Source organism: Algoriella xinjiangensis (genome assembly GCF_900115015.1).
Taxonomy (GTDB): Bacteria; Bacteroidota; Bacteroidia; order Flavobacteriales; family Weeksellaceae; genus Empedobacter; species Empedobacter xinjiangensis.
The window spans coordinates 64,456-91,249 of sequence record NZ_FOUZ01000003.1 but is presented as its reverse complement, the minus strand read 5'-3'; the positions used below and the strand labels follow the sequence as shown (position 1 = coordinate 91,249).

Here is a 26,794-nt window from a genome sequence, read left to right as displayed (position 1 = left end):
CTTTTCCTAAAATTAAACCGCTACAAATTTAATACTTTAAAATGGTATAGACGGGAAAATGATCGCTATATCCACCGAAATATTTTCCTCCAACAAAGGTTCTGAAAGGCAAACCTGTTGATTTCCCGCCACTATTCCTTAAAAATTCTGCGTCAAAAATATCCGTTTTTACATATTTTAATTTTGAATCATTTTTTAGAAAACCAGACGAAAAAAGTTGTTGATCAAACAACATCCATTGATTTTTAAAAATCATAGAACCTCGCTTATAAGACTGTAGACCGACCATTGGATTATATAACTCTTTTCCGTTTATCTCTTCTTGTTTTGACAGCGTGTTTAATTCTTCGCGCAAATCATCATTTGTTGGCGAATCGTTAAAATCTCCCATAACAATGATTTTTTCCGAATAATTTTCGGTTAAAAGCGAATCAATCCTCTTTCTAATAGTTTTAAAAATATGTTGACGCTTTAATTGATTGATTTCTTTATCAATTTTAGACGGAAGATGAACAACAAATAAATGAATCATTTCGTCAAAAAATTTGCCTTTTACATACAAAATATCTCGTGTGTAAGATTTTACATCAAATTGATCTTTAAAAACCATTCGGATTGGTTGACTTTCGATTAATTCAAACTGATTTTTACGGTAAATTAATCCAACATTTATTTTTCTTTCATCTAAAGATTCATGTAAAACAGTGTCATAATCGCCATTTACTAAATGATTATTATTAATTAAATCTTCTAAAACATCGTTGTTTTCTACTTCGCATAAACCAACTATTGATGGCAATTCGTTTGTTTCTAATCTTCCAATTTTGGCAATTGTAAAGGCTATTTTATCCACTTTTGTATCGTAGCGACTGTCTTTCCATTTAGAATAATTTCCGGGTAAAAAAGATTGGTCTTCCATTTTTTTTGAGTAAAAATTTTCGACGTTATAAAAAGCGATTGTTGTTAAATTATCCATCAAAAGGAATTAGTTTTTTGCGAAATTAAGGAAGATATTAAGTTTATAAAAATAGGAAAATTGAATAATAATCTAAAAAAGTAAAATTTAAATAATCCAATTTATCAGTTAAGTTGAGAATTATTCGGTCAAAAACTTATCAACTTGAACAATTTTAATCCAATAAATTATCAACTTGAATGGTTGAAATTTTAGATGCTAAAAATATACTAAATTTCGTGTAAATGATTGACTTATGGTAGGTTTAAATCTGTTAAAATTTGTATATTTGCATCGTTTGCAAATTCTGCATTCAAAATTGAAAAGATGTATTTTAATTGACCATTAATTGATGGTCACAAAAAATTTAATATAATGTCAAAAATTCATTACACACTTACGGATGAAGCTCCGATGTTGGCAACACATTCATTTTTGCCAATCGTACAAGGATTCACGAAAACAGCTGATATAACAATTGAAGTTCCAGATATTTCTTTAGCTGGACGTATTTTAGCTAATTTCCCTGAGTTTTTAAAAGAAGATCAAAGAATTCCTGATGCGCTTGCAGAATTGGGTGCTTTGGCTACTACTCCGGAAGCAAATATCATCAAACTTCCAAATATTTCTGCTTCTGCTCCTCAATTAGACGAGGCTATTGCAGAATTACAAGCAAAAGGATTTGCAGTACCAAATTATCCTGCAGAACCTAAAAATGACGAAGAAAAAGCAATCAAAACAAGATATTCTAAAGTTTTAGGAAGTGCTGTAAACCCTGTTTTACGTGAAGGTAATTCGGATCGTCGTGCGCCAAAAGCTGTTAAAAACTATGCAAAAGCTAATCCTCACAAAATGGGAACTTGGGCTGCAGATAGTAAAACAGAAGTTGTGTACATGAACAACGGAGATTTCTACGGAACAGAGAATTCGACTACAATTGACAACGCAACTGAATATAAAATTTCATTTTACGGAACAGATGGTTCTTCTAAAGTTTTAAAAGAAGCTGCTTCTTTAAAATCTGGTGAAATCATCGATACTTCGGTAATGAATTTAAATGCTTTGAGAGCTTTTGTTGAAGAAGCAATTCAAGAAGCAAAAGACAAAAACGTATTATTGTCTGCTCACTTAAAAGCAACAATGATGAAGGTTTCTGATCCTGTTATTTTTGGTGCAATTGTAGAAACTTTCTTTAAAGATGTTTTCACAAAATATGCAGATTTATTCAAATCTTTAGATGTTAATCCAAACAATGGTTTAGCAGATTTATTCGAAAAAATCAAAGGTCAAGCACAAGAAGCGGATATCAAAGCTGATATTGACGCTGCAATTGCGAACGGACCAAGAATTGCGATGGTAAATTCTGATAAAGGAATCACGAATTTCCACGTTCCTTCTGACATTATCGTTGATGCTTCTATGGCTGCTTTGGTTAGAAATGGAGGTAAAATGTGGAACAAAGATGGTGCTGAAGAAGATACAGTAGCAATTATTCCAGACCGTTCTTACGCAGGTTTCTACGAAGCTGTTGTAGACGATATGAAAGCAAATGGTGCATTAGATCCTACAACAATGGGTTCTGTTCCTAACGTTGGATTAATGGCTCAAAAAGCAGAAGAATATGGTTCTCACGACAAAACTTTTCAAGCGCCTACAAACGGAACGATTAAAGTTGAAGACGTTAACGGAACTGTTTTATTAGAGCAAAAAGTTGAAGAAAATGACATTTTCAGAATGTCTCAAACAAAAGATGCACCTATTCAAGACTGGGTTAAATTAGCAGTAAACAGAGCAAGATTATCTGATACGCCTGCAATTTTCTGGTTAGATAAAGGAAGAGCGCACGATCAACAAATCATCAAAAAAGTAGAAAAATATTTACAAGATTTTGATACAACTGGTTTAGATATCCGTATCATGGACGTTAAAGATGCAATGAAAGAAACATTGAAACGTGCAAGAGAAGGAAAAGATACTATTTCGGTTTCTGGAAACGTATTACGTGATTATTTAACAGATTTATTTCCAATTTTAGAATTAGGAACTTCTGCTAAAATGTTATCAATCGTTCCATTAATGAATGGTGGTGGATTGTTTGAAACAGGTGCTGGTGGATCTGCTCCAAAACACATCGAACAATTTGTAGAAGAAGGTTATTTACGTTGGGATTCTTTAGGAGAATTTTTAGCTTTACAAGCTTCTTTAGAGCATTTAGCACAAACACAAAACAATACAAAAGCGCAAATTTTAGCAGATGCTTTAGATGAAGCTAACGCAAAATTCTTAGCAACTGATAAATCTCCAGGTCGTAAATTAGGAACTATCGATAACCGCGGTTCTCATTTCTACTTAGCGATGTATTGGGCAGAAGCTTTAGCAAATCAAACAAAAGATGCTGATTTAGCAACTAAGTTTGCTCCAGTTGCAAAAGCAATGCAAGAAAATGAAGCAACAATTAACGAAGAATTAATTGGTGCGCAAGGTAAACCACAAGATATTGGAGGTTACTACAAAGCTGATTTTGTTAAAACAACAGCAGCTATGCGTCCATCTGCAACATTAAATACAATTGTTGACGGAATCTAATTCTGAACACAATTTATCATAAATAAAAAACCACTTCGTAACGAAGTGGTTTTTTTATTCGAGAATATTTATATTATTTAAGAATAATTAACATTTGGAGGTCATTATCAAAGGATTTTGGATTTTTTTGCTTTAAAAAGGCAAGAAATTTAACAAAGGTTTATTTTTTTATCATTCAAGTTAATAATATTTTTAAGAATTCAGATTAAACTGAATTTCAATTAACAAAAAACTCACATGAAATATTTTTATTTGGTTGTACTCTTTCTTTGTACAATCACAAATTTTGCACAATCAAAACTAGATACAGCAGTCAATAATTTAGAAGCAAATTACACACAAGAAAAAGTTTATTTATTATTTGACAAAGACGATTATATTGCTGGCGATAACATTTGGTTTAAGGCTTACACGTTTGATGGCTATAAACCTACACGAATTTCCACCAATTTATTTGTAGAATTATATGACAAAAACAAGGCTTTGTTAGATAGAAAATTGGTTCCTATTGTTGATGGACAAAGTGATGGAACTTTAACCATGAGAAAAGAAGTAGAAGAAGGAATTTATTATGTGCGAGCATATACTACTGCAATGAATTTTTTCTCTCAAGAACTACAACACATCGATCAAATCAAAATATATAATCCAATTTCTAAGTTAAAATTAGTTCCAAATAATACTTTAAAATGGAATGCAACTGTTAATCCTGAAGGTGGAAATTTTATTGTAAATCAAACGACAAAATTTGCTGTTCGCTTAAATTCTTATGCTGATTTACCTAAAAAATGGGAAGGATTTATTGTAGAAAAAAACGATCCAACCAACAAACTTGCATCTTTTACGAATTTAGATGAAAATGTAGCAACTTTTTCTTTGAGAGGCGAAGTTGGAAAAATTTATCAAGCTAAAATAAGTGATGAAAAAGGAAATCAACAAACGATAGATTTACCAGAAGTTAAACAAAATGGAGTTTTACTTAAAATTGCGAAAAATGAAAATGATATTGCTATACAATTAAAAAGTATTGATTTAGAACATCAATTATTGAATCATAAAATTATTGGAACAATTAATAATCGGTTAATTTTTGATTCTAAAATTGTAAAAGAAATTGCAACAGTTTCTACGATCATTCCTAAAGAAATTTTAGAGAAACATAATGGCGTTTTGAACATTACTATTTTTAATGAAAACGACCAAGAAATTGCTTCTCGTTTACTTTTTATTAATCAAGATAAATTAAGTACAAAACCACAAATTACTTTTGAAACAAACAATAATCCACGGGAAATAAATACAATAAAAATAAATAATAGCGATCAAATTGCCTTAACATCGGTTATTAGAGAGTCTAAAAATACAGATGTTGACAATTTATTATCTTCTATATGGTTAACAAGAGATTTTAAATCTAAAATTTCTAATCCAGCACAATATTTTAGAGAAAATAGCAATTTAGAAGCTTTAGATGCATTATTAATTTCAGAAAAATGGGAAAGATTTGATTGGAAAGAATTGGCAGATACACAATCAATAGATAATACAAAACCAACAGATTTATTTTTATCTTACAAGTTTAAAGCTTTTGAAAATGGCGAAGAATTAAGAAATTCGACAATTAGTTTGATGTACAAAACACAAGATAATGACAAAGATTTTACGGTTGTACAAACAGATTATGAAGGTAGTTTTGAATTAACAAATCTATTTTATTATGGTCCAATGGCGATTAATTATTTTATGAATTCGGAAAATCCGAAAGCATCAAATTCAAAAAACTTAGTATTATCTGTGGTTCCGTTGTATAAAATATCAAGTTTTTCTGCAGATTTACCACCAACAAAATATAATTTAGAAGAAAGTAAAGACCAAACGGTTGTAAATGATGTTAAAAAACAAGCTAAATATAATGAGATTAAGAAATTCATTAATGATAAAAGTATACGTTTAAAAGAAGTTGTAGTTGTTGCAGATAAAAAGTCAAAAACACAAAAACTGAACGATGAATTAAGTCGAGGAATGTTTAAAAGTATCAACGAAACTGTGATTGATTTTGTAAACGATAACAAAGATGTACAAGGTTACACCAATATTATAGATTTTTTAGCTGGAAAAGTTGCTGGACTTACCGTAACAAAAGGACAATCTGGAGAAAGTATACCTATGATAAGAAATTCTGCAGTAAATATTTATTACAATGAAATGAAAATTTCGGCAGATGTTATCAATACAATTAATGTTCGTGATATTGCAATGGTAAAGGTTTTTAAAGGTTCTGGATTACTTGGCGATGCAATTGCGATATATACAAAACGAGGAAAAGATACTGCTCCAAGCACATTAGACAATAATATGTTACCAAACAATTTAATACAAATTGGTGGTTACAACAAAATGCTTCCTTATTTTAGTAATGATGATTACGAAACTCTTTATAACGGTATTCCAAACGATATAAGAACTGTATTGTATTGGAATACAAATATGGAAATAGGTCAAAATAATGAAACAGAAATTGAATATTACAACAACGATAATCCTAAGAATTACTCTATTACAATAATAGGTATAGATGAAAAAGGACAACCATTGTTTCTAGAAGAAAAAATAAAATAATCAAAAAAAGGCGTTCTTTAGAACGTCTTTTTTATTTCTTAAAACCTCGCTTGCACTTGTACGCTCCCCGTATGTATTGGTTTATTCTCTTCAGTTTTACGCCCATCATACGAAATATTTAATTGTAGAAATGATGTAATTTGACGCTGCAATTGCAATTGCCAAACAAAGTTATTTCCGGCACGTAAACCTTCCATCATTTGATTTCCGACAACAGATTCTTGGTTACCAATAAATTTATTATTGATAAAACTAAAACTTCCTAACAAGCTCATTTTATCCGAATTATTCCATTGAATTTCGGTTCCTAAATCAGATTGATTTAACTTTTCTTCTCCCGAAATATTTTTCTTATTCTGATAATTATAAAACAACGAAGCAACAATAGATTTCTCTGTTTGATACGTTATTTTAGGCGAAAATTTGATGTTATTTAATTTATATCGACGACTAGAAAATAATTCCGAATCACTATTAATTACCAAATATTCCGCATCAAAACTACTGATTAAATCAGGTAAAATCTTGTAACGTGTTTGCAACAAATAACTATCCGAATTACGATTTTCTGACCCCGTATAAACGTATGTTTGAGACTGTTGTTGATTATAAATAAAATTTGTAGACCATTTATATTGCGCACCTTGATTGTAAAAAATAGAAGAACGAATACTTCTCGTTTTTCCTAAAATTTGAGCAGAATTGGTAAAAGGATTCCATTCTAAAGTAAAACCTTCTTTTCGTAACGAATTTGTTGCAGCAATAGACTGTTGAAACATCCAACGATTCCAATATTCATTTTCAGTTTTAAAAACTTCTTTTGGACGAAAACGCAATGTAAAATTGAATTGATTTTTATTCGTTTTCAAATATTCAATTGTATTGGTATAAACGCGAATATAATTTGCTTGGTCAATAAATTCAGCCACTTCAAACTCATCAATTTGCTCAATTCCATCGCCATTATAATCCGTCCATTTGTAAATTCCCATTCCATCCGAAACCTTCACGTACTGAAATTCGCGCTGTGGTTCTACGCCGCTACCAACCTCATAATCTACATTTAACTGCAAACCTTGGTTAAAAAATGCTTTGTACCATTTTACATTTCCAGTCATAAAATCTTCATCATTATCATTCGTAAATTGATAATTTACTTTATGATAATGAAAATTTAAACTTAATTGATGATTGGCTTTTTGAATTAAATTCGAGTTAAAAATAAATCCTTTACTCAACTGAATATTCTCCCAATTACCTAATCGAATCGAATCATCTTGACGCTGATAAACCGTCAAATCTATTTTTCTACCTAACGAATCTACAAATCCTGCTTTTGCTTGAATTTCATTCCATTTAAAACTCAAATTCGATTTATCATTTAACAACACATCATCTATCGCATTATTTTCGCCCCAATAACGTGCGCCAACCCAAAACTTTTTACCAATTTTACGTTTTGTATCAACCATATAGCGCGCAAAATTTGTATTGCGATCTAACGCTTCTGTCGACAAAATATTGGCCTGCGCAACAACCTCATCTTTTTGTGTTTTAAACGAAATATCAACCTGATTTCGCAAACCTTTATACAATCCTGTATTCTCTAAATAATCAAATTTATATTGCGCATTCAATTTTTCTTTCCAAGTCGAATTTACTTTTGCTGTTATAAAATTTTGATCGACACCGCTTAATTCATTTTCTAAATTAAAATCACGTGCAAACTCTACCGAACGTAAACGCTCAGCACTTTTATAATTTTTATTGATATAATTCCATTCAACAAAAGGAGTAATTTTCCAATCTTTAAATTCAAACGATTTTTCACCATAAAGTCGCGTCGCTAATCCCGAATTATTTTTATCATCAATCGACGAAAATAAGTTTTGATCATAATTACTTAAACCGATATTAAAACCGAAATTTCCTTTATTTTTTAACTGATATTGACCATTTAATGTATAAATCTGAAGTTTTTTAGGAGAAATTAATTGCTTAATTGGTTCATAATCTCCTTGTAAAACACCTGCAACTGGTTCTAAATATTCAAAAACTTTTCCGTTTTGATTTGCATTTGTTTGACGATAATTTCCTTGATTAGCGCCTAAATAAGTAAAAGAAACTTGGTATAAATCTTCAGTTGGATCAATCGAATATTCAAAAATATCTGCACCGTTTAAACTTAATTTTCTATATAAAATTTTGTTCGAATCGTATGCCGTTTTCTCTGCCGAAACAGTGTACATTTTTGAAGGATCATTTCCTGCATTTGCTAAAATTTGCTTTTCTTCGTCCGATAAATCTGTTCCCAACGAATTATTTTTTGAATCGCCTTGCGAAAAGAAATATCCCGAAAGTTTTAATCGTTCAGATTCATATTCAGCACCGCCGTACAAAAGCATTTGCGAGTAATTTCGACTATTGTAAAGATATTCGACATTGATACGCGTATTCGCCGTAATCAATCGATTTGAAGTAAACGAAATTTCTCCCGTATTGTAATTTATCACATAATCATTTTGCTCGCCGCGCTCTAACAAAACGCCGTCAATATATACTTTTTCGCTTCCAGAAATAATGATTACATACAATTCATTATTCTTCCCAGAAAGTCTGTATGGTCCTTGATTACCGTCTTGACCAACAAAATTAACACGCATAAATTCGCCTCGCGTAATACTTCCCGAAGCAAAAATATTCGTCGTCGAATTTTCGCCTTGCAAACGAGTTCCGATTTGTAAGCCGGTAACTTTTTGATTAAATGGATTAAAATAATTTTGATCTTGCGAGGTATTTATATCAATATGTCCCGCTCTAATTTTAGAATTTTTGTTCGCTAATTCGATATAAACTTTATCAAATTCTTGTAGATTTTGTGTATAACCATCCGATTCTATTGGAACATTATTATCCGCAATAGCCGCATTAACAGTAATATCTTCAGATAATTTTCCAGACAATTCCAAGTCTAACGAAGACTGAACCGACGCACTTTGATTGTTCCCAAATCGAATTCCACGAACCATAGAACCTTTGCTGTTCAATCCATCAAAAACATCTTGTTTGCCTTGTTTAGAATTTGGCTCGATTTGATGAAAAATATCAATTGGTTTAGCGTCCTCTATAATTAAATTCGGGTCTTTTGCATAGTAAACAGATTCAGCTAATTTTGGGTTAACAAAATAATTAATCTTCACCATTTGTTTGGCTAAAGTTGGCTGAAAATAAACTTCGTTTCGTTCGTAATTAATGGTATAAAAATCGCTGGAGATAAGATTTCCAAGCGAATCAAAAACAGAGAATTTTTCGGGTAAAATTCCTTTATTTGAAAGCTTTACAGTGTCAGAAATCTGTACAGAATCTTTTCTAAGGTTTGGATTTTTCCACCCAAAATTTTGTGCGTGTAAAAAATTACTCGCAAACATAAAACTCAGAAAAAATAATACACGAAACTGCAAATGACTTTTATTGAATAACGCTTTTTTTGAATTAAAATTTTAAAGTAAAAAAGATTTTAAATGAAACAATTTTTATAACAATTCTTCCATTTTAGCAAAAACTCCTGCTTGATTATCATCTTTCGCAATTACCACTGCATTTCCTTCACCATAAGGTTTGTAGCGCTCTAAGAAACCTTCAGATTTGAACAATCCGATTGTTTTAACAGGCGCTGCACAACTTAAATGCATCATTCCAGAATCTGCGGCAATCAACAACTCGCAATTGTACATTACGGCTGCAATTTCGCGAACATCTTTGCTATAAAACTCAGGTAATTTATGCGATAACATCGAAATATTTTCGACCGGTAAAATCTCTATTAAATTATATTCTTCTTCATATTTTGGATAAAACATCGCATAAAATTCGTCCCACCATACTACATCGTAACATTTTGTTCCTGTTGCGAATGTGAAAAATGCCAACGTTTTTTTGGTTGGATCTTTTACAATTTCATTCAATAATTTTTTTCCGTCTTCTATTTCTTTTGCGCTAAGCTGAATATTTAAAGATGGAATAGCTTCTGTCCTTTCTATTTTATCAAATAATTCTAAGAATTTTCTGAATTGATAAACCGGATACTGCGCTTGATGCAATTGATTTTCTTGGTTTGTATCAGATAAAAATTCATCCCCAAAAAGTTTATATTTTGATTGAGCAAAAGAAGTAGAAAGTCGCCCAGATGACGATTGTTTGTCTACATTTATTACTAAATCATATTTATGTTTTCTAATTTTTAACCAAACATTTAAATAAGCAATCAACTCTTTGAATGGTTTTTTAGGAAGCTCTATAATTTGTTTTACTTGCGGATAATTCTCGAAAACAATTGGCGAAACTTTTCCTTTTACAAATAAATCAATTTCTGCATTAGGATAATTTTTTACGATTTCTTGAATCAAAGGAGTCATTAACAAAGTATTACCCAATCGTTGATTTGGTCGATTTACAAGTACTCGTTTTATAGAAATCGTCTCGTTTTCTTTGATATTATCCAACGAACCTTTTCCTATATTCCCCGTTAAACCACGCATTATTTTGCGTCGGTAAGCGTTTACTTTTAATTTAAAACTCATCTTTTCTTCTTAAAAATAGTGTTCAGAAATTGTGTTATTTTCCGTCTACTAATCTATGTAAACTAAGTAGGAAAATAAAATCTTTTTTTAAACGAAAAAAGACCTCAAAATGAGGCCTTAAAATTATTTAGTTTTCGTTGGACGAACTTCAATTTTACTTGGTAAAACATTCGGGTTCATTCGTAATAAATCAACTACCATTTGTCCTATATCGGTTGGTTGTATTTTCCATCCATCTTCTTCATTTGGTTGATGTTCGTTAAAATGAGAAGTTACAGATCCTGGCATAATTGTAGAACATTTGATGTCATAATTACGTAAATCTAACATTGCAGCCTGCGTAAAACCTACAACTCCAAATTTTGAAGCATTGTAACCAGCTCCGTTTGCAAAGAAATTTGTACCCGCCAAAGAAGCAATAGAAATATAATATCCTTTCGAAACTTTAAGCGCTTCTACCGTTGCTTTCATCGTATGAAAAACACCATTAAGGTTTGTTTCAATCATCGCATTCCAATCTTCTAAAGACAATTCATCAATCGGCGCAAATTTTCCTAAACCAGCATTTGCAATTACGATATCTAAACGACCAAAAGATGCAATGATTTGATCCACAGCTTTTACTTCGTCTTCATAATTTCGGACATCCGACTGAATAGCCAAAACATGTTGATTACCCAATTGATGTTTTGCTTTTTCGGCATCTGCTAAATTTCGTCCAGAAATGGCAACTTTAACACCATTTTCTACCAAAGCTTTTGCAATTCCGAAACCAATTCCTTTTGTTCCGCCTGTTATATACGCGACTTTACCTTCTATATTTTGCATAATTTTATTTTTGATTTAACCAATTCCATTTACCATCTTTTCGATAAATATAACCACCTTCTTTTTTATTATCTTGATGCACATAAATTGCATCGTACGTTAAAGTTACGATTTCATTTTTGGAAATTCCATTTAAATTTCGTTTTACACCATTCAAAGAGTTTGACCAAAGCGGCGTTCCTTTTGGCACAACTGTTAAAACGCCAAAATCATAATTTGTAATTTTGAACGGATCTTTCTCACTTCCTAAACCATAAACTTGACTTCCTTTTGCTAAATTATTTACAATCAATAAGCGTGTTTTTCCGTTCGGAGCAATCATTCTAAACAAATAATCTACTACTCCATCTCCAAAAAAATCACCTTTTATTACAAAGCATTTGTAAGCTGTTGCTAAATAAAAATCTTTTAAAACTGAATGTTTTGCAATCTCTCTTTCAAATTGATGAATAAAATTTTGTTGGGTAATTAAATAACCACTAAATGCATAAAGTTTCGCAGAATCTAAAGTATTTTCCATGCCTTTATCTACAATTAAATTGGTCGAATTAAGGTCAATTTTTACCCAATTACCGCTTTTTGCTTTACCATTATCTAAAACCGAAAATGCTTCTCCTTTTTCTGTAATTTTTACTTGATAACCGTACGGAATTACACCGATTCTTTTTCCATTAGGACTTGTTCTTACCGTTAAACCTTCTGGCGCTATAACATTATACAACTCTTGCGAAAACACGAATGTGCTCATCAGCAAAACGATAATGAAGATTCTATTTTTCATTGTTTGTTTGAAGTAAAAAGCTCCAAGAAATCTTGAAGCTTTTGATTAATTATTATTTAAAATTTGGTTTTCTTTTCTCTACAAAGGCAGTTGTTCCTTCTTTAAAATCATGTTCTTCAAATAAATTTCCAAAGCTTTCAATTTCAATCTCAAAACCAGTTTCTTTATCCGAAGCGTTAATTGCTCTAATTGCATGTTTTATTGCAACAGAAGAATTGTTGGTAATTTTAGTTGCAATTTCTTTTGCACGATTAATTAAATCTGCTTGTTCTACAACTTCGTTTACCAATCCAATTTCTAAAGCGCGAGTTGCCGAAAACATATCAGCCGTCATTATTGCTTGCATTGCGCGTCCTTTTCCTATTAATTTTGGTAAACGTTGCGTTCCTCCATAACCTGGTATTAAGCCTAAAGTTACTTCTGGTAATCCTAATTTTGCATTGCTAGATGCGATACGAAAATGTGATGCCATTGCTAATTCTAATCCGCCTCCTAATGCAAAACCATTAACAGCTGCAATAATTGGTTTCGGAAAATCTTCGATTTTATTGAATACATTTTCTTGACCACTTGCTGCCAATTGTTGCCCTTCTTTACCATCAAAATTTGCAAATTCTTTGATATCTGCTCCAGCAACAAAAGCTTTTTCGCCAGCACCAGTTAAAATAACGACACGGATATCTGAATCATAATCAGCATCTGTCAAAAAAATTGAAAGATCATCCAACAAACCTTTGTTCAATGCATTTAATGCTTGTGGACGATTTAAAGTAACTAACGCAATTTTATTTTCTACTTCTACAAGTAAGTTTTCATATTTATATTCCATTTTGTTTGTGTTTTATTATTTCTATCAAAAATATTAATTGTTAGATGAACTAAAAAATTAAGTTTTAAAATGATTACAAAAATTTAGCAAAAAATAATTTGCATAGTTCAAAATCCTTTATACATTTGTCACAATGAAAACATTATTCACAAATAATTGGTGGTGGTTTATCGAACAGCAAAACGTTGGTTCGTGAGACCTCTATGTAATTATATGTAGAAAAGGCTTGTCGGAACTGACAAGCCTTTTTTTTTGCTCTAAACCTAAAAATAATCAAATGAATTTAACATTTAACATACAGAAAGAAACCGTTTTAGCGGATTTAACAACACCTGTTCTACTTTACCTAAAGTTGCGCGACATCTATCCGAACGCCTTATTATTAGAGAGTTCTGATTATCATTCTAAGACAGATGCCAACTCATTTGTTTGCTTAAATCCTATTGCAACATTCAAAGTTTCGAAAGGAATTGTAACCGAAACTTATGACAACGGAGAAGTAAAAGAATATCCATTGAATGGGCAAGATTTGACTGAAAAATTTAAATTATTCAGCAGTCAATTTCATATAAAAGATGCTGAAGATTTACCTGTAAATGGTTTATTTGGATACATTGCTTGGGATGCGATTCCGTATTTTGAAACAGTAAAATTTACAGCAAAAGGAAACGAAGCTACACTACCAGAATTTTGTTATTCTTTTTATCAAAACATAGTTGTTTTTAATCATTTTCACAACGAAATTCAGTTTATTGAATTTCAAAATGATGAAATAACGTCTAAGTTTTCAGAAATAAAAAGTGTTGTTCATAATAAATCTTTGGTCGAATATCCTTTTAATGTCGAAAGCGAAATCGAATCAAATTTAACGGATGACGAATTCAAAGAAATTATCTCAAAATGTAAACAGTCTTGTTTTCGTGGCGATGTTTTTCAAATTGTTCCATCTCGTCAATTCAAACAAAAATTTTCGGGTGACGAATTCAATGTTTACCGCATTTTACGTTCGGTAAATCCATCGCCTTATTTATTTTACTTTGATTACGGAAATTATAAAATATTTGGTTCTTCGCCAGAAGCGCAAATTATCATCAATAATAATCACGCCGAAATTCATCCAATTGCGGGTACAGTTCGCAGAACTGGAAGTCCAAGTTTAGACAAAGAATTAACGGAAAAATTGATTGCTGATCCAAAAGAAAACGAAGAACATGTGATGTTGGTTGATTTGGCTAGAAATGATTTAAGCCGAAATTCGACAGATGTAAAGGTTAGTCAATACAAAGAAATTCAATATTTTTCGCATGTTATTCACATGGTTTCTAAGGTTACGGCAACTTTAGAATCTAATACAAATACAATGAAAGTTTTTGCAGATTCTTTTCCAGCTGGTACACTTTCGGGCGCACCAAAGTTTAAAGCAATGCAATTATTAGATACGTACGAAAATCAAAATCGTGGTGTTTATGGTGGCGGAATTGGTTATATCGGTTTTAATGGCGATATAAATATGGCCATCGCAATCCGAACTTTTGTTAGTAAACAAAATACATTGTTTTTTCAGGCTGGTGCTGGTGTTGTTTCAAAATCTGTCGAAGAAAACGAATTGCAAGAAGTTAATCACAAATTAGGAGCGCTTCGTCGTTCAATAGAAATAGCTCAAAACCTATAAACTATGAAAATTTTAGTCATTGATAATTATGATTCTTTTACCTATAATTTGGTGCATAGTGTAAAGAAATTTGCAAACGATATTACGGTTGTTCGCAATGATGGAATCTCGTTAGAAGAAGTTGATCAATACGATAAAATATTACTTTCTCCTGGTCCTGGAGTTCCTGATGAAGCAAATCTTTTGAAACCTATTATTGAAAAATACGCTGCAACAAAATCAATTTTTGGAGTTTGTTTAGGTCAACAAGCAATTGGAGAAGTTTTTGGTGGAACATTATTAAATACACAAGAAGTTTTTCATGGTGTAAAATCAGATATTACTGTAATTAAAAACGATATTTTATTCAATAATTTACCAAAAGAATTAGAAGTTGGTCGTTATCATTCTTGGGTAGTTTCTACAGAAAATTTTCCTGAAGATTTAGAAATTACAGCCGTTGGTCCAAAAGGAGAAATTATGGCTTTGCGTCATAAAACTTACGATGTTCGTGGTGTACAATTTCATCCCGAATCAATCCTAACACCACTTGGAGACGAGATGATTAAAAACTGGTTAGAAGCTTAAACAATGAAAAAGTTATTAAATTTATTATTCGAAAATTATACCTTAACCGAGCAAGAAGCTTATCAAATTATGGTTGAGATTTCGGAAGAAAAATATTCGCAAGTCGAATTAGCTTCTTTTTTGACCGTTTTTAACATGCGAAATATTACGCTTGATGAGCTAAAAGGTTACCGCAGAGCTTTGTTAGATTTATGTTTGAAAATTGATTTACCAAAACAAGCAATTGATATTGTAGGAACGGGCGGCGATGGCAAAGACACGTTTAATATTTCTACGCTTAGCTGTTTTGTTTTGGCTGGTGCGGGCGAAAAAATCATCAAACAAGGAAATTATGGAGCGTCTTCTGTTAGTGGAGCTTCAAATATGTTGGATAATTTTGGGTATCAATTTTCGACAAATCAAGATAAATTGAAAAAGGAATTTGACGAAGTTGGAATTACATTTTTGCACGCGCCGTTATTTCATCCTGCTTTGGCTAAAGTTGCTCCAATCAGAAAAGGTTTGGCTGTAAAAACGTTCTTCAATTTAATGGGTCCTTTGGTTAATCCTGTTCAACCAAATTTTCAAAATTTAGGAACTTACGATGTCAAAACCGCACGTTTATATCATTATGTGATGCAAAATTCTGGTGTCGAATATTCAATTTCAACAGCATTGGCTGGTTATGACGAAATATCGTTAACATCGCCCACAAAAGTGTACAACAATACGGGAGAATTTATACTAGAAAGTAAAGATTTTGGACTGAATACTTATTCGCCAAACGATATAAAAGGTGGAAAATCGATTGAAGAAAATGCAAAATTATTTTTAAGTGTTTTAGAAAATAATTCGACAAAAGCTCAAAAAGAAGTGGTTTTAGCAAATGCTGCTTTAGCCTTGAAAACGATTTATCCAACAAAAGATTTAATTGAATGTGTAGCAATTGCAAACGAAAGTTTAGAAAGTAAAAAAGCCTTAAATGTATTTCAAAAACTAATCCAACCATGAAAACAATTTTAGACGAAATCGTTGATCAAAAACGAATAGAAATTTTAGAAAAACAGAAAATTAATTCTATCGAAGATTTTAAAAATTCGGAAAATTTTAATCTTCCTGTCATTTCTTCAAAAGCATCAATTTTGGACGAATCAAAATCTGGAATTATTGCAGAATTTAAACGCAAATCTCCTTCAAAAGGTTTTATAAATAAAGATGCAAATGTAAAATATGTTGTTGCTGGATACGAAAAATATGGCGCTTCGGTTGTTTCAGTTTTAACAGATGAACTTTTTTTTGGTGGAAGTTTTGAAGATTTAAAACAAGCAAAAGCAACTTTATCAATTCCTGTTTTGCGAAAAGATTTTATTGTCGACGAATACCAAGTTTACGAAACAAAAGCGATTGGTGCAGATTTGATGCTTCTTATTGCAGAATGTTTGACAAAAGATGAAGTTTACAATTTAGCAAAAATAGCAAAAGAAATTGGCTTAGAGGTTTTGTTAGAATTGCATTCGGAAGACCAATTGGATAAAGTAAATGAATTTATTGATTTGATTGGAATTAATAACCGTGATTTGAAAACTTTTCATGTTGATATAGAAAAATCAAAACAGATTTTAAAGCAACTTCCGAAAGATTTAATAAAAGTTGCAGAAAGTGGAATTTCTGACCCAAAAACGGTAAAAGAATTACGAAAAGCAGGTTTTCAATCGTTTTTAATTGGAGAAAATTTCATGAAAAATGAAAATCCGACAGAAGCATTTAAAGAATTTGTAAAAGAATCAAAATGAAACGTTTTCAAATAAAAGTTTGCGGAAATAATAATGTCGAAAATTTTACGACTTTAACTCAACTCGAACCAGATTATGTTGGCTTTATTTTTTATCCAAAATCTGCTCGTTTTGTAAAAGACGAAACCATTTTTTCTATTTTTCCAAATGCCGAAAAAGTTGGTGTTTTTGTGAATGAATCTATCGAAAATATTCTTCAAAAAGTAAAACATTATAAATTAGATGTTGTTCAACTTCATGGAGATGAAGATGCATTTTTTTGCGAAGAATTAATCAATGCTAAACATCAATATTTATTGACTGATGATGATTTTTTAGATTTCAAAATATGGAAAGCAATTGGAATTAAATCCGAAGAAGATTTTAACCAATTAACCACTTATCAACAAGTTGTTGATAGTTTTGTATTTGACACAAAATCTGTTGATTACGGCGGAACTGGACGCAAATTTGATTGGCAACTGTTAACAAACTATCAGTTATCAACACCGTTTTTATTAAGCGGTGGAATACAATTAGAAGATGCTTTTTTATTAAAAAACTTTCAACATCCACAATGTATCGGTTTTGATATAAACAGTGGATTTGAGGTTGAACCTGGAATCAAAAAAATTGAAGAAGTAAAACAATTCATCGATACAATTGATGGAAGAATTGAACAAAATTAAAAAGAAACAAAATGAAATACGAAGTAAACGAAAAAGGATTTTATGGTGATTTTGGAGGAGCTTTTATCCCTGAATTATTGCACCATAATTGCGAAGAATTAAAAGAAGCATTGGACAAATATTCGGATACCGAAGAGTTTAAAAATGAGTTTGATTTACTTTTAAAAGATTATGTTGGGCGTCCAAGTCCTTTATATTATGCGCCAAATCTTTCTAAAAAATACAATACAAATATTCTTTTAAAACGAGAAGATTTAAACCATACCGGCGCACATAAAGTAAACAATGCAATTGGGCAAGCATTATTAGCAAAACGTATGGGTAAAACAAAAATTATTGCTGAAACAGGTGCCGGACAACATGGTGTAGCAACTGCAACCGTTTGTGCTTTACTTGATTTAGAATGTACTGTTTTTATGGGAGAAATTGACATTGCGCGTCAAGCTCCAAATGTTGCGCGTATGCAAATGTTAGGTGCAAAAGTAATTCCTGCAACTTCTGGAAGTAAAACATTGAAAGATGCAACAAACGAAGCCATTCGTTATTGGATAAACAATCCTGAAACATTTTATATCATTGGTTCTGTTGTTGGTCCGCATCCTTATCCTGCAATGGTTACAAAATTTCAATCAATTATTTCTGAAGAAATTCGTTTTCAGTTGAATGAAAAATATGGTAAAGAAACGCCCGATTATGTGATTGCATGTGTTGGTGGCGGAAGTAATGCGGCAGGTGCTTTTTATCATTTTTTGGATGATGAAAATGTAATATTAATTGCTGTAGAAGCAGCTGGTTTAGGAGTAGAATCTGGGGAAACTGCTGCAACAACAATAAAAGGTACAGAAGGAATTATACACGGAAGTAGAACATTATTAATGCAAGATAAAGATGGTCAAATAGTAGAACCATATTCTATTTCTGCTGGATTAGATTATCCTGGAGTTGGACCATTACATGCACATTTATTTAAAACTGGTCGTGCAGAATTTTTAAATGCAACTGATGACGAAGCACTAGAAGCGGCTTTTTTATTAACAAAAATAGAAGGAATTATTCCAGCATTAGAATCTTCACATGCTTTAGCTGCGTTAGAAAAAATGAATTTTAAACCGCAAGACATTGTCGTTCTGAACCTTTCGGGTCGCGGAGATAAAGACTTGGAAACGTATATGAAAGTTTCAGAAAAATATTCATAAAAAGATTTGGATATCTCCTAAAAGTAGTTGTAAATTTGCACCCACGATAATCAAATCTATCGGGGTGTAGCGTAGCCCGGTCATCGCGCCTGCTTTGGGAGCAGGAGGTCGCAGGTTCGAATCCTGCCACCCCGACAATTTTTCAATAAATTGCTGATAGAATTGATTATTTAAAATAAGAATGACCGAATCGGGGTGTAGCGTAGCCCGGTCATCGCGCCTGCTTTGGGAGCAGGAGGTCGCAGGTTCGAATCCTGCCACCCCGACAACAAAAAAACCTTTGTAAAAATTACAAAGGTTTTTTTTTATACATTTAATTCATGAAATCACTCCTCGGAAACAAAGAATCATTCCTATCCTACAGCATTGCGTTTCTGTTAATTTTAATCATGATTGCTACTGCAATTTTCTTTAAAGACAAGGAAATTATTCTTCCAGAAATAGCCGCTTTATCAGTTGGAATCATCACTTTCAGAGAAAATAAATGGATTCAGCGTCCAATTCATATCTTTTTACTTCCATCAATTACAGCAATATTAGGTTTCGGAATTAATTTTCTACCCATAATTTTATCCTTAAAATTGATGTTAGTTTTAATTGGAATGCTAGCTTTTCTCCGAATATTTAAAAGTCAACTAGCGCCTGCATTAGCAACCGGACTTTTACCAATTGTAACAAATGCACATTCGTTTTTATTTTTAATCGCAATTATTTTTTTCGTACTCCTTTTATATTTTGCTATAAAATTATTCAATATAAAACCAACCGAAAATTCGGTTCCGATAATTTACGAAAGCCATAACCGTTGGTTAATTGGACTTTGTTTGATTTGGTTTTTAGTGTGTTATTTTTCTGGATTTATTTATTTTTCGGCAATTCCACCCGTAATTGTCGTTGCTTTTGAATCCTTAAATAATCCTGCATTAAAGCTAAAAATTAGAGCAAAAAGAATTTTGACCTTATTTATCGCAAGCTTAATTGGCTGTTTAACGATAAATTACATTGATAATTTATTAATTGCTGGACTAATTGATTTAATAGCAGTTACATTACTTCTTAAATTAATGAATCTTAGATTACCGCCCGCATTTGCGATGGTAATTTTACCTATGATTTTACCTGAAAAATCGCTTGAATATTTACCTTTTGCAACTTTGATTATGAGTACTTTTTTTATGTTAAGTATTTATTTCATTCAGAAAAAATCATATCCAAAACCTATTGATTTTTCGTGATATTCGTATAAATTTTAGTTAATTCTTGTAGATTAGTGTATAAATAATAAATCAAATTTCTTAAATCATCCAATGTATTTCCATCAGACATTGCAATTGACGAATTGTTGTCTTTATTAAAAACCTTCTTTAGTTCAGCAAAAGATTTATTCGTTTTTGACTCATTTTTACCCAAAGATTTGGATAAATTTAATTTAGCTAATTGCGCTTTCGACTTTCCTAAATCTGAGAAATAAACACTCAAATTATCCACATGATTTATCATTTGATATGTTTCATTGGCGATAAAATAATTGATTAACTCTTTTTGATTCGCGGAAATTTTTAAATTTTCTACATTCTGACTTTCATCTCCAATCCACTGAAAAGCATTCAATCCAATATCAGCTGCATTTTCAGAAACAACCATTCCTGGTAAAGATTCTGCATTCGCTATTTTATTTAAAACAAACTGCTTTTTTGTATTCAAAGCGCTTAATTCTTTATCATTATCTGGTACTAAACATTTTAAATCATATTTACAATCTGATCCTAGAACAGAAATTTCTACCATTTGATTTAAAATATCTATCGGAACATCATTTGAAAAATTGTCAAAATTCATGAAATAATTTTCTTCATATTGCGTCTTAAAATTATTTATATCATCATATTTTTTACGTTCAGGATTCCACATCATATCAAAATTAAATGCAAAAACATGGATCGTTTGCAATGTTCGACTTTGCTGATTTTCGTCTACAAAATTTTTATAAGCCTTTATATTTGGAGATTCTGAATCATAATCTTTCATCAACGTGTAAACAAAACGATAATTAATCGGTACTTTTTTATCTTCTATCGTCGTTTTATATTTTTTCTCAACCGTGTTTTTAAACTTTTCACGGTAATCTACAAAATAAGATTTTTGAGTATCGTTAACTACAAAATAAACTTCCAATCCCGAAATTAAAGCCACTTTTTTACCTAATTCATTTTTATCATCTAACAAATATTTTTCGAAAGCTGGATAATCAATTCCTTTTTCTGACGTTTTTTCAAGAACCGCATCGGCTGGATAAACATTAAACGGCAACGAATATAAAAATGGTCCGTCGGCAAATAATTGAATCGGAAATAAAATAAAAAGGAATATTACAAGGGCGTATTTTTTCATAAGATTGATTTTTATAAAGTTATAAATTCATCTAAAAAAACAATTCAAATAATCAATTATATTTACCGATTTAACACAGAAATACGTTGGTTTGATAATTGTTAAAATATTTAATTCAAACAAGACAATTCTTTATTTTGTTCTTTTAAACTACAGATTTTACATATATTTAACAAATTAATACACAAAACGTGAGTCAAAAAGAATTTACTGAAAACAAAGAATTGAAAAGAGGATTAACCAATCGTCATATTCAATTAATTGCTTTAGGAGGCGCAATTGGAACTGGATTATTTCTTGGAATTGGACCCGCTGCCGTACTTGCAGGACCATCTGTTATTTTTGGATATGCAATTGCTGGAATTATCGCTTTTTTTATAATGAGACAACTTGGAGAAATGGTTGTTAACGAACCTGTTTCGGGGAGTTTTAGTCATTTTGCCTATAAATATTGGGGACCTTTTGCAGGATTTGCTTCTGGTTGGAATTATTGGATTCTCTACATTTTGGTAAGTATGTCCGAATTAACTGCAATTGGAATTTATGTACAATTTTGGTGGCCAGAAATTCCACTTTGGGCATCGAGTTTATTTTTCTTTTTAGTGATTAACGCACTAAATTTAGGCTCTGTAAAAATGTTTGGTGAAGCCGAATTTTGGTTCTCAATTATCAAAGTAATCGCAATTTTAGCGATGATTGTTTTTGGTACTTACCTTTTAATCAGCGGAACTGGAGGCGAACAAGCAACAATTAGCAACTTATGGAACAACGGCGGATTTTTTCCAAAAGGTTGGTTAAGTGGCAATAGCGGAAATGGTTTTCAGGGATTATTAGCCGCCATGGCGCTAATTATGTTTTCTTTTGGAGGATTAGAATTGATTGGAATTACAGCTGCGGAAGCAGAAAATCCAGAAAAAAATATTCCGAAAGCAACAAATCAAGTTATTTACAGAATTTTAATATTTTACGTAGGAGCTTTAATTATACTTTTTTCACTTTCTCCTTGGGAAAATATTACAGATAAAAGTAGTCCTTTTGTAATGGTTTTTGAAAACTTGAATGGATTAAATGTTAATCTTTTTGGTTATGATATTTCTTTTTCTAAACTAATTGCAAACGCATTAAACGTAATTGTATTAACAGCTGCTTTATCTGTTTACAACAGCTCTGTTTACAGCAATAGTAGAATGTTATTTGGTTTGGCTGAACAAGGAAATGCACCAAAATTTTTGCGTAAATTAAGTAAAAATCATGTTCCAATTATGGCAATTATGGTTTCTTCTGTATTTGCTGCAATTTGTATTCTGATCAATAAAATAATTCCAGAAAGTGCGTTTCATGTCTTGATGTCTTTGGTTGTATCATCATTAGTTATCAACTGGATTATGATCTCGATAACACATCTAAAATATCGTCAACAAAAGGATATTGAAAAAACGAAAACATTGTTTCCGTCGTTTTTATATCCGATAAGCAATTACATTTGTTTGGCGTTTTTATTCGGTGTATTAGTTATTATGTGGTTTACAGGATTGAAAATTTCGGTAGAATTAATACCAATTTGGATGTTATTTTTATACATCTCTTACCTTATTGTAAAACGAAATAAAGCAAAACAATTATAAACAAAAAATCCACTCAAAATTGAGTGGATTTTTTTATTTATTTTGTCTTTTACAAGTACTTAAATGTATTTTTTAACTACTTCTACTAATTGTTCTTTAGGTCTTGCACCACTTTCTTTCCACAATAATTGGCTGTTTTTAAATATTGCAAACGTCGGTACGCCCTGAACTTGATACTTTGCTGCTAAATCTTGGTATTTATCAATATCAACTTTCAATATTTTTACATCATCACCCAACTCTTCTTTTACTTGTTGCAAAATTGGTCCCATCATTTGACAAGGCCCACACCAAGTTGCAAAAAAATCTAATAAAACGGGTTTATCAGAATCTATAATTTCTTCAAATGTCATTGTCTGCGGTTTTATATTGTTATTGTCTTCTTTTTTATTTCGATTGAATAAATTTTTGAACATTTTTTACTTTTTAGATATTTAAAGATAAGAAAAAAAGCACTTCCGAAGAAGTGCCTCTAATTAGTTTGACCTAATTATAACCTAACCTATGAAAAATTTATTCTACTGTTAGTGCTACTAACAATTATATAGTATCAAAATAAATACCAACCATAACTTACTGACAGTGTAATATTTATATTTAACTTATTTTAAGAAATTTGCGTCAAAACAACACTTTATTTTGAAGTATTTGATTATAATTCGCAAACAAATTTTGGATTAACTGACTTTATTTCATCTAAGACTGACTTTATTTCATCTTTTGTCGTTAAACCTTCTAATTTTTCGAGTTGTTGAGAATTTAATCCGATTAATTGTAAAAAGATAACTTTACCATTTGGCGTATCAATTTGGTCTAAATCTTCATCTTTAAGAAAAGCAATACCTACAATATCAGTAGCCGTTTCTGTACGAATTGGCCCTCCTAGTGGTAAATACTGGTATTCATCAAACCAAACTTTAGTTTCGTTAACAAAACGTCCCAAATTATTCATCAATTGAATTACCCAAAAAGGATCTTCGCCATTATCATCCTCAATTGGTTTAACGCGAAAAGAAAACTCAAATCCCCATTTACTAAACTCTGCTCCTGCACTTTCTTCCGAATAGTATAAATGCGACATTCCGTAGCTTATTAAATGGTAATAACCATTTACATCGTATACTGCCACACCATCTATAGGGTCGTCACCACCTTGAAAAGAAGCGACCTGAGGCGAATAAAATCGTGGTTCTAATACACCATAAACCTCTTTTAAACGATTTTCGATTGATAAGGCACCAACCGCTTGATCTTTTTTATATTGTTTTTTATATTCTTCTAAATTCATGATACAAAAATAGTTCATCAAATTTAAAGACACAAAAAAAGAGAGTTTCTTTTGAAACTCTCTTTTGATTAGTAGCGAGAACAGGACTCGAACCTGTGACCTTCGGGTTATGAGCCCGACGAGCTACCTACTGCTCCATCTCGCGATCTTAGAGTGCAAATATACGACATTTATCTTATAAAGTGCAACAAACAAATTTTAATAATAAACAAAAAGTATTTAATAATCTAAAAACCCTTCAATAGTATAATACTATTGAAGGGTTTTTTTTAGTTTTACTCTATAAATTTAATAACTCAATCCTTCTCCGAATTTGAATAACGGATAATCTGTTCCTTCATCATAACCCGGAACGTCTTCTTTATTCGTTTCAACTGCTTGTTGGCTAATTGGCGTTGTAAATGGCATTTTACCTGTTGGTTTAAATTTACCAGAAACAACATCTAATAAAGCATCTTCGCTGATACCAAAAGTTCCGATTACACCTACAAAACGATCTTTCGTATTGTCGTTATAAATTTCATCAATCACAAATGGATTAGCGAAATTCACGGCTAAAATAGTTGGTTTTTTCGCCGTTAATTTATTTACATAATCAACATTAATTGCACAATTAGATAAATTCACTTTTAACGGAGAACTGTCTGATGGGAACAACGGACGAATAGCTGGTTTGATCCATAATAAAATAACACCAGCTTCTTCAGGTGTTTTTACAAAAGTGATTCCATCGTAAGTTTTATCAAACACTTTTCCAGATAAAGCATCTACTTTTCCGTATGTTTTTTGATAATCTTCAAAATATACTTTTGTTCCTTTTGCTAAAGGCAATTGTTTTTGCTCGTTACGTAATAAAACAACCGATTTACGTTGTGCTTCTTTACCAGCTGTAACAAAATCTGCTTTACCGACTATTTTCGTAGAATTTTCTACATCAACATAAGGATTTTCGAATAATTGTAAATCGAACAATTCTTTTAGCAATAACTCAACTGATTCATCAACTAAAGGCATTACTTCTGGATGTGCTTTTAGGGTTTTGATTAACAAACTTGGATCGGCATTTCCGGCAAATAAATTAATTCCAGCTTCCAAAGCTTTTACATATCTTTTTTCGATTGTAAGACTGTCTACACCCCAAGGCATTGATTCAATTGGTCCTGTATCTGAATTGATAATTCCTTTGAATCCTAATTCTTCACGTAATAAATCACGTAAAATTCCTTTGTTGTACGCATATGCTACTTCTTCGTACTTGGTATCTTTCGGAAGCGAATAATACGGCATGATAGAAGATGTTCCTGCTTTGATAGCAGCTTTGAATGGCAACATATTTTCTTCTAAACGATTTCCTGGAAAAACAGCATCTCTACCATACGTATAATGTGGATCAAAACCTTTGTAAGTTGCACCACCACCAGGGAAATGTTTGGTTGTTAATGCAATTGAGGTATTGTTTAAAGTATCACCTTGAAACCCTAAAACAATTTGTTCCATCACCTCAGCGGCTAATTTTGGATCTTCACCAAAAGTTCCTTCAATACGTTGCCATCTTGGTTCCGTAGCCAAATCGGCCATGTACATATAACCTTTACGAAGCCCAACAGAAGCCCATTCTTGACGCGCCATTTCAGCAAATTGACGAACGGTTTCTTTGTCATTCATCGCAGCAAAACCAATTTCAGAAGGCCATTTAGAAAATCCAACAGACGCCGAAGCCGTTGCTCCCATAGAACCTGCAGAAATGTGATTTCTTGGATTTGAAGCAAAAATAACAGGAATTCCTAAACGAGATTGTTCTGCTAAAGCTTGTACTTTATTAGACCATTCGGCCATAACGTTTGCAGGAGCTGTAGTTGTTCTCCAAATAAAATGGCGCATGTGATTCTGCGTAATTCCTTTAGTTGTTCCAACGGTATTCATTACTGGATAAGCCAATGGTTCGCCTGTAAACTGATTTTTATCTAATACAACATCCTCTTCATTAAAATCGGCTGTAATATCTTTTGGTGTTTCAACTTTATCCAACATAAAAATTTCGTTGAACATACGCATATCAGCAATTAATAACATTCCGGCTTTTTCTTCCAATGTCATTTGACTTACTAAATCTTTGCTTCGCTCTTCGCTTCTTAAGCGCCAATCTTCGTAAGGATCTAATTTTCCATTCTTGTTTAAATCTTTGAATTCAAGATTGTCAATTTTAAGAATTGCTGCGGATTGCTTTCCTAATTCTGGTTGAGTAAGCGCATTTTTAGAACTTTGATTACAACTGGCTAAAGCAAGAAGTAATGGAGTTCCTAATATTAATTTATTAACTTTCATTTACTTATATAATTAATCGATTTAAAAAACAAATTAAATTAATCAAAAATAGACAAGAATTAAGTTATTGAAGTGTTAAATTGATAATTTATAAAGTAAATATTATATAGAT

Annotated in this window: 20 protein-coding genes and 3 tRNA genes; 12 read left to right on the top strand and 11 right to left on the bottom strand. The window is 31.5% G+C overall.

Annotated features, from left to right (window positions below; all coding sequences use genetic code 11):
• Nucleotides 1-28 precede the first annotated feature (28 nt).
• Nucleotides 29-976: an endonuclease/exonuclease/phosphatase family protein gene (locus tag BM072_RS03565; protein ID WP_092906626.1), complete on the bottom strand. Its 948-nt coding sequence runs from the start codon at nt 974-976 to the stop codon at nt 29-31.
• 354 nt (nt 977-1,330) lie between these two features.
• Here BM072_RS03565 and BM072_RS03560 point away from each other — a divergent pair, with 354 nt between their 5' ends.
• Nucleotides 1,331-3,541, top strand: a complete 2,211-nt coding sequence (locus BM072_RS03560) for an NADP-dependent isocitrate dehydrogenase (RefSeq protein ID WP_092906624.1) — start codon at nt 1,331-1,333, stop codon at nt 3,539-3,541.
• A gap of 237 nt (nt 3,542-3,778) precedes the next feature.
• A complete protein-coding gene (locus tag BM072_RS03555; RefSeq protein ID WP_092906622.1) occupies nt 3,779-6,160 on the top strand; it encodes a TonB-dependent receptor in 2,382 nt (793 codons plus the stop codon).
• A gap of 38 nt (nt 6,161-6,198) precedes the next feature.
• Here the strand turns inward: BM072_RS03555 and BM072_RS03550 are convergent, their stop codons facing one another.
• From BM072_RS03550 to BM072_RS03530, 5 genes are all read right to left on the bottom strand, one after another.
• Entirely contained in the window at nt 6,199-9,588 is a 3,390-nt protein-coding gene (locus BM072_RS03550) for a hypothetical protein (RefSeq protein WP_245752043.1), read from the bottom strand.
• A 105-nt stretch (nt 9,589-9,693) separates the two neighbouring features.
• Nucleotides 9,694-10,740, bottom strand: a complete 1,047-nt coding sequence (locus tag BM072_RS03545) for a glycosyltransferase family 9 protein (protein WP_092906618.1) — start codon at nt 10,738-10,740, stop codon at nt 9,694-9,696.
• Nucleotides 10,741-10,863: 123 nt separating this feature from the next.
• On the bottom strand, nt 10,864-11,568 hold the full coding sequence (locus tag BM072_RS03540; RefSeq protein WP_092906616.1) for an SDR family oxidoreductase: 705 nt from the start codon (nt 11,566-11,568) through the stop codon (nt 10,864-10,866).
• A gap of 4 nt (nt 11,569-11,572) precedes the next feature.
• The gene (locus tag BM072_RS03535; protein WP_092906614.1) at nt 11,573-12,349 is read right to left on the bottom strand and encodes an SH3 domain-containing protein; all 777 of its coding nucleotides are present in this window, start codon (nt 12,347-12,349) and stop codon (nt 11,573-11,575) included.
• A 52-nt stretch (nt 12,350-12,401) separates the two neighbouring features.
• On the bottom strand, nt 12,402-13,178 hold the full coding sequence (locus BM072_RS03530; protein WP_092906612.1) for an enoyl-CoA hydratase/isomerase family protein: 777 nt from the start codon (nt 13,176-13,178) through the stop codon (nt 12,402-12,404).
• Nucleotides 13,179-13,455: 277 nt separating this feature from the next.
• Between BM072_RS03530 and BM072_RS03525 the strand changes: the two genes are divergently transcribed.
• From BM072_RS03525 to BM072_RS03485, 9 genes are all read left to right on the top strand, one after another.
• Nucleotides 13,456-14,850, top strand: a complete 1,395-nt coding sequence (locus tag BM072_RS03525) for an anthranilate synthase component I family protein (protein ID WP_092906610.1) — start codon at nt 13,456-13,458, stop codon at nt 14,848-14,850.
• 3 nt (nt 14,851-14,853) lie between these two features.
• The gene (locus BM072_RS03520; RefSeq protein ID WP_092906608.1) at nt 14,854-15,417 is read left to right on the top strand and encodes an anthranilate synthase component II; all 564 of its coding nucleotides are present in this window, start codon (nt 14,854-14,856) and stop codon (nt 15,415-15,417) included.
• A 3-nt stretch (nt 15,418-15,420) separates the two neighbouring features.
• Nucleotides 15,421-16,407, top strand: a complete 987-nt coding sequence (gene trpD / locus BM072_RS03515) for an anthranilate phosphoribosyltransferase (protein ID WP_092906606.1) — start codon at nt 15,421-15,423, stop codon at nt 16,405-16,407.
• Nucleotides 16,404-17,189, top strand: coding sequence for an indole-3-glycerol phosphate synthase TrpC (trpC, locus tag BM072_RS03510; RefSeq protein ID WP_092906604.1), 786 nt, complete (start codon nt 16,404-16,406; stop codon nt 17,187-17,189). The genes trpD and trpC overlap by 4 nt, the downstream gene beginning before the upstream one ends.
• Nucleotides 17,186-17,857 (top strand): phosphoribosylanthranilate isomerase, encoded by a 672-nt coding sequence (locus tag BM072_RS03505; protein ID WP_092906602.1) that lies wholly within the window; start codon nt 17,186-17,188, stop codon nt 17,855-17,857. Before trpC ends, BM072_RS03505 begins: the two co-directional genes overlap by 4 nt.
• Before the next feature lie 11 nt (nt 17,858-17,868).
• Nucleotides 17,869-19,053 (top strand): tryptophan synthase subunit beta, encoded by a 1,185-nt coding sequence (gene trpB, locus BM072_RS03500; protein ID WP_092906600.1) that lies wholly within the window; start codon nt 17,869-17,871, stop codon nt 19,051-19,053.
• Between the two features lie 60 nt (nt 19,054-19,113).
• Nucleotides 19,114-19,188 (top strand) — tRNA-Pro (locus tag BM072_RS03495).
• A gap of 56 nt (nt 19,189-19,244) precedes the next feature.
• Nucleotides 19,245-19,319: transfer RNA gene (locus BM072_RS03490), tRNA-Pro, on the top strand.
• A gap of 54 nt (nt 19,320-19,373) precedes the next feature.
• Nucleotides 19,374-20,288 (top strand): hypothetical protein, encoded by a 915-nt coding sequence (locus BM072_RS03485; protein ID WP_125113488.1) that lies wholly within the window; start codon nt 19,374-19,376, stop codon nt 20,286-20,288.
• On the opposite strand, the gene BM072_RS03480 is transcribed toward BM072_RS03485, so the two are convergent.
• Complete coding sequence (locus tag BM072_RS03480; protein WP_092906596.1) at nt 20,272-21,444, bottom strand: hypothetical protein; 1,173 nt, start codon at nt 21,442-21,444, stop codon at nt 20,272-20,274. The genes BM072_RS03485 and BM072_RS03480 overlap by 17 nt on opposite strands.
• A gap of 191 nt (nt 21,445-21,635) precedes the next feature.
• Here BM072_RS03480 and BM072_RS03475 point away from each other — a divergent pair, with 191 nt between their 5' ends.
• Nucleotides 21,636-23,069, top strand: coding sequence for an amino acid permease (locus BM072_RS03475; RefSeq protein WP_092906594.1), 1,434 nt, complete (start codon nt 21,636-21,638; stop codon nt 23,067-23,069).
• Between the two features lie 59 nt (nt 23,070-23,128).
• Here the strand turns inward: BM072_RS03475 and trxA are convergent, their stop codons facing one another.
• From trxA to BM072_RS03455, 4 genes are all read right to left on the bottom strand, one after another.
• Nucleotides 23,129-23,485, bottom strand: a complete 357-nt coding sequence (trxA, locus tag BM072_RS03470) for a thioredoxin (protein ID WP_092906592.1) — start codon at nt 23,483-23,485, stop codon at nt 23,129-23,131.
• Between the two features lie 236 nt (nt 23,486-23,721).
• On the bottom strand, nt 23,722-24,357 hold the full coding sequence (locus tag BM072_RS03465; protein WP_092906590.1) for a suppressor of fused domain protein: 636 nt from the start codon (nt 24,355-24,357) through the stop codon (nt 23,722-23,724).
• Between the two features lie 72 nt (nt 24,358-24,429).
• A tRNA-Met gene (locus BM072_RS03460) sits at nt 24,430-24,502 on the bottom strand.
• 143 nt (nt 24,503-24,645) lie between these two features.
• The gene (locus tag BM072_RS03455) at nt 24,646-26,682 is read right to left on the bottom strand and encodes a glycoside hydrolase family 3 protein (RefSeq protein ID WP_092906588.1); all 2,037 of its coding nucleotides are present in this window, start codon (nt 26,680-26,682) and stop codon (nt 24,646-24,648) included.
• Between the last annotated feature and the right edge of the window lie 112 nt (nt 26,683-26,794).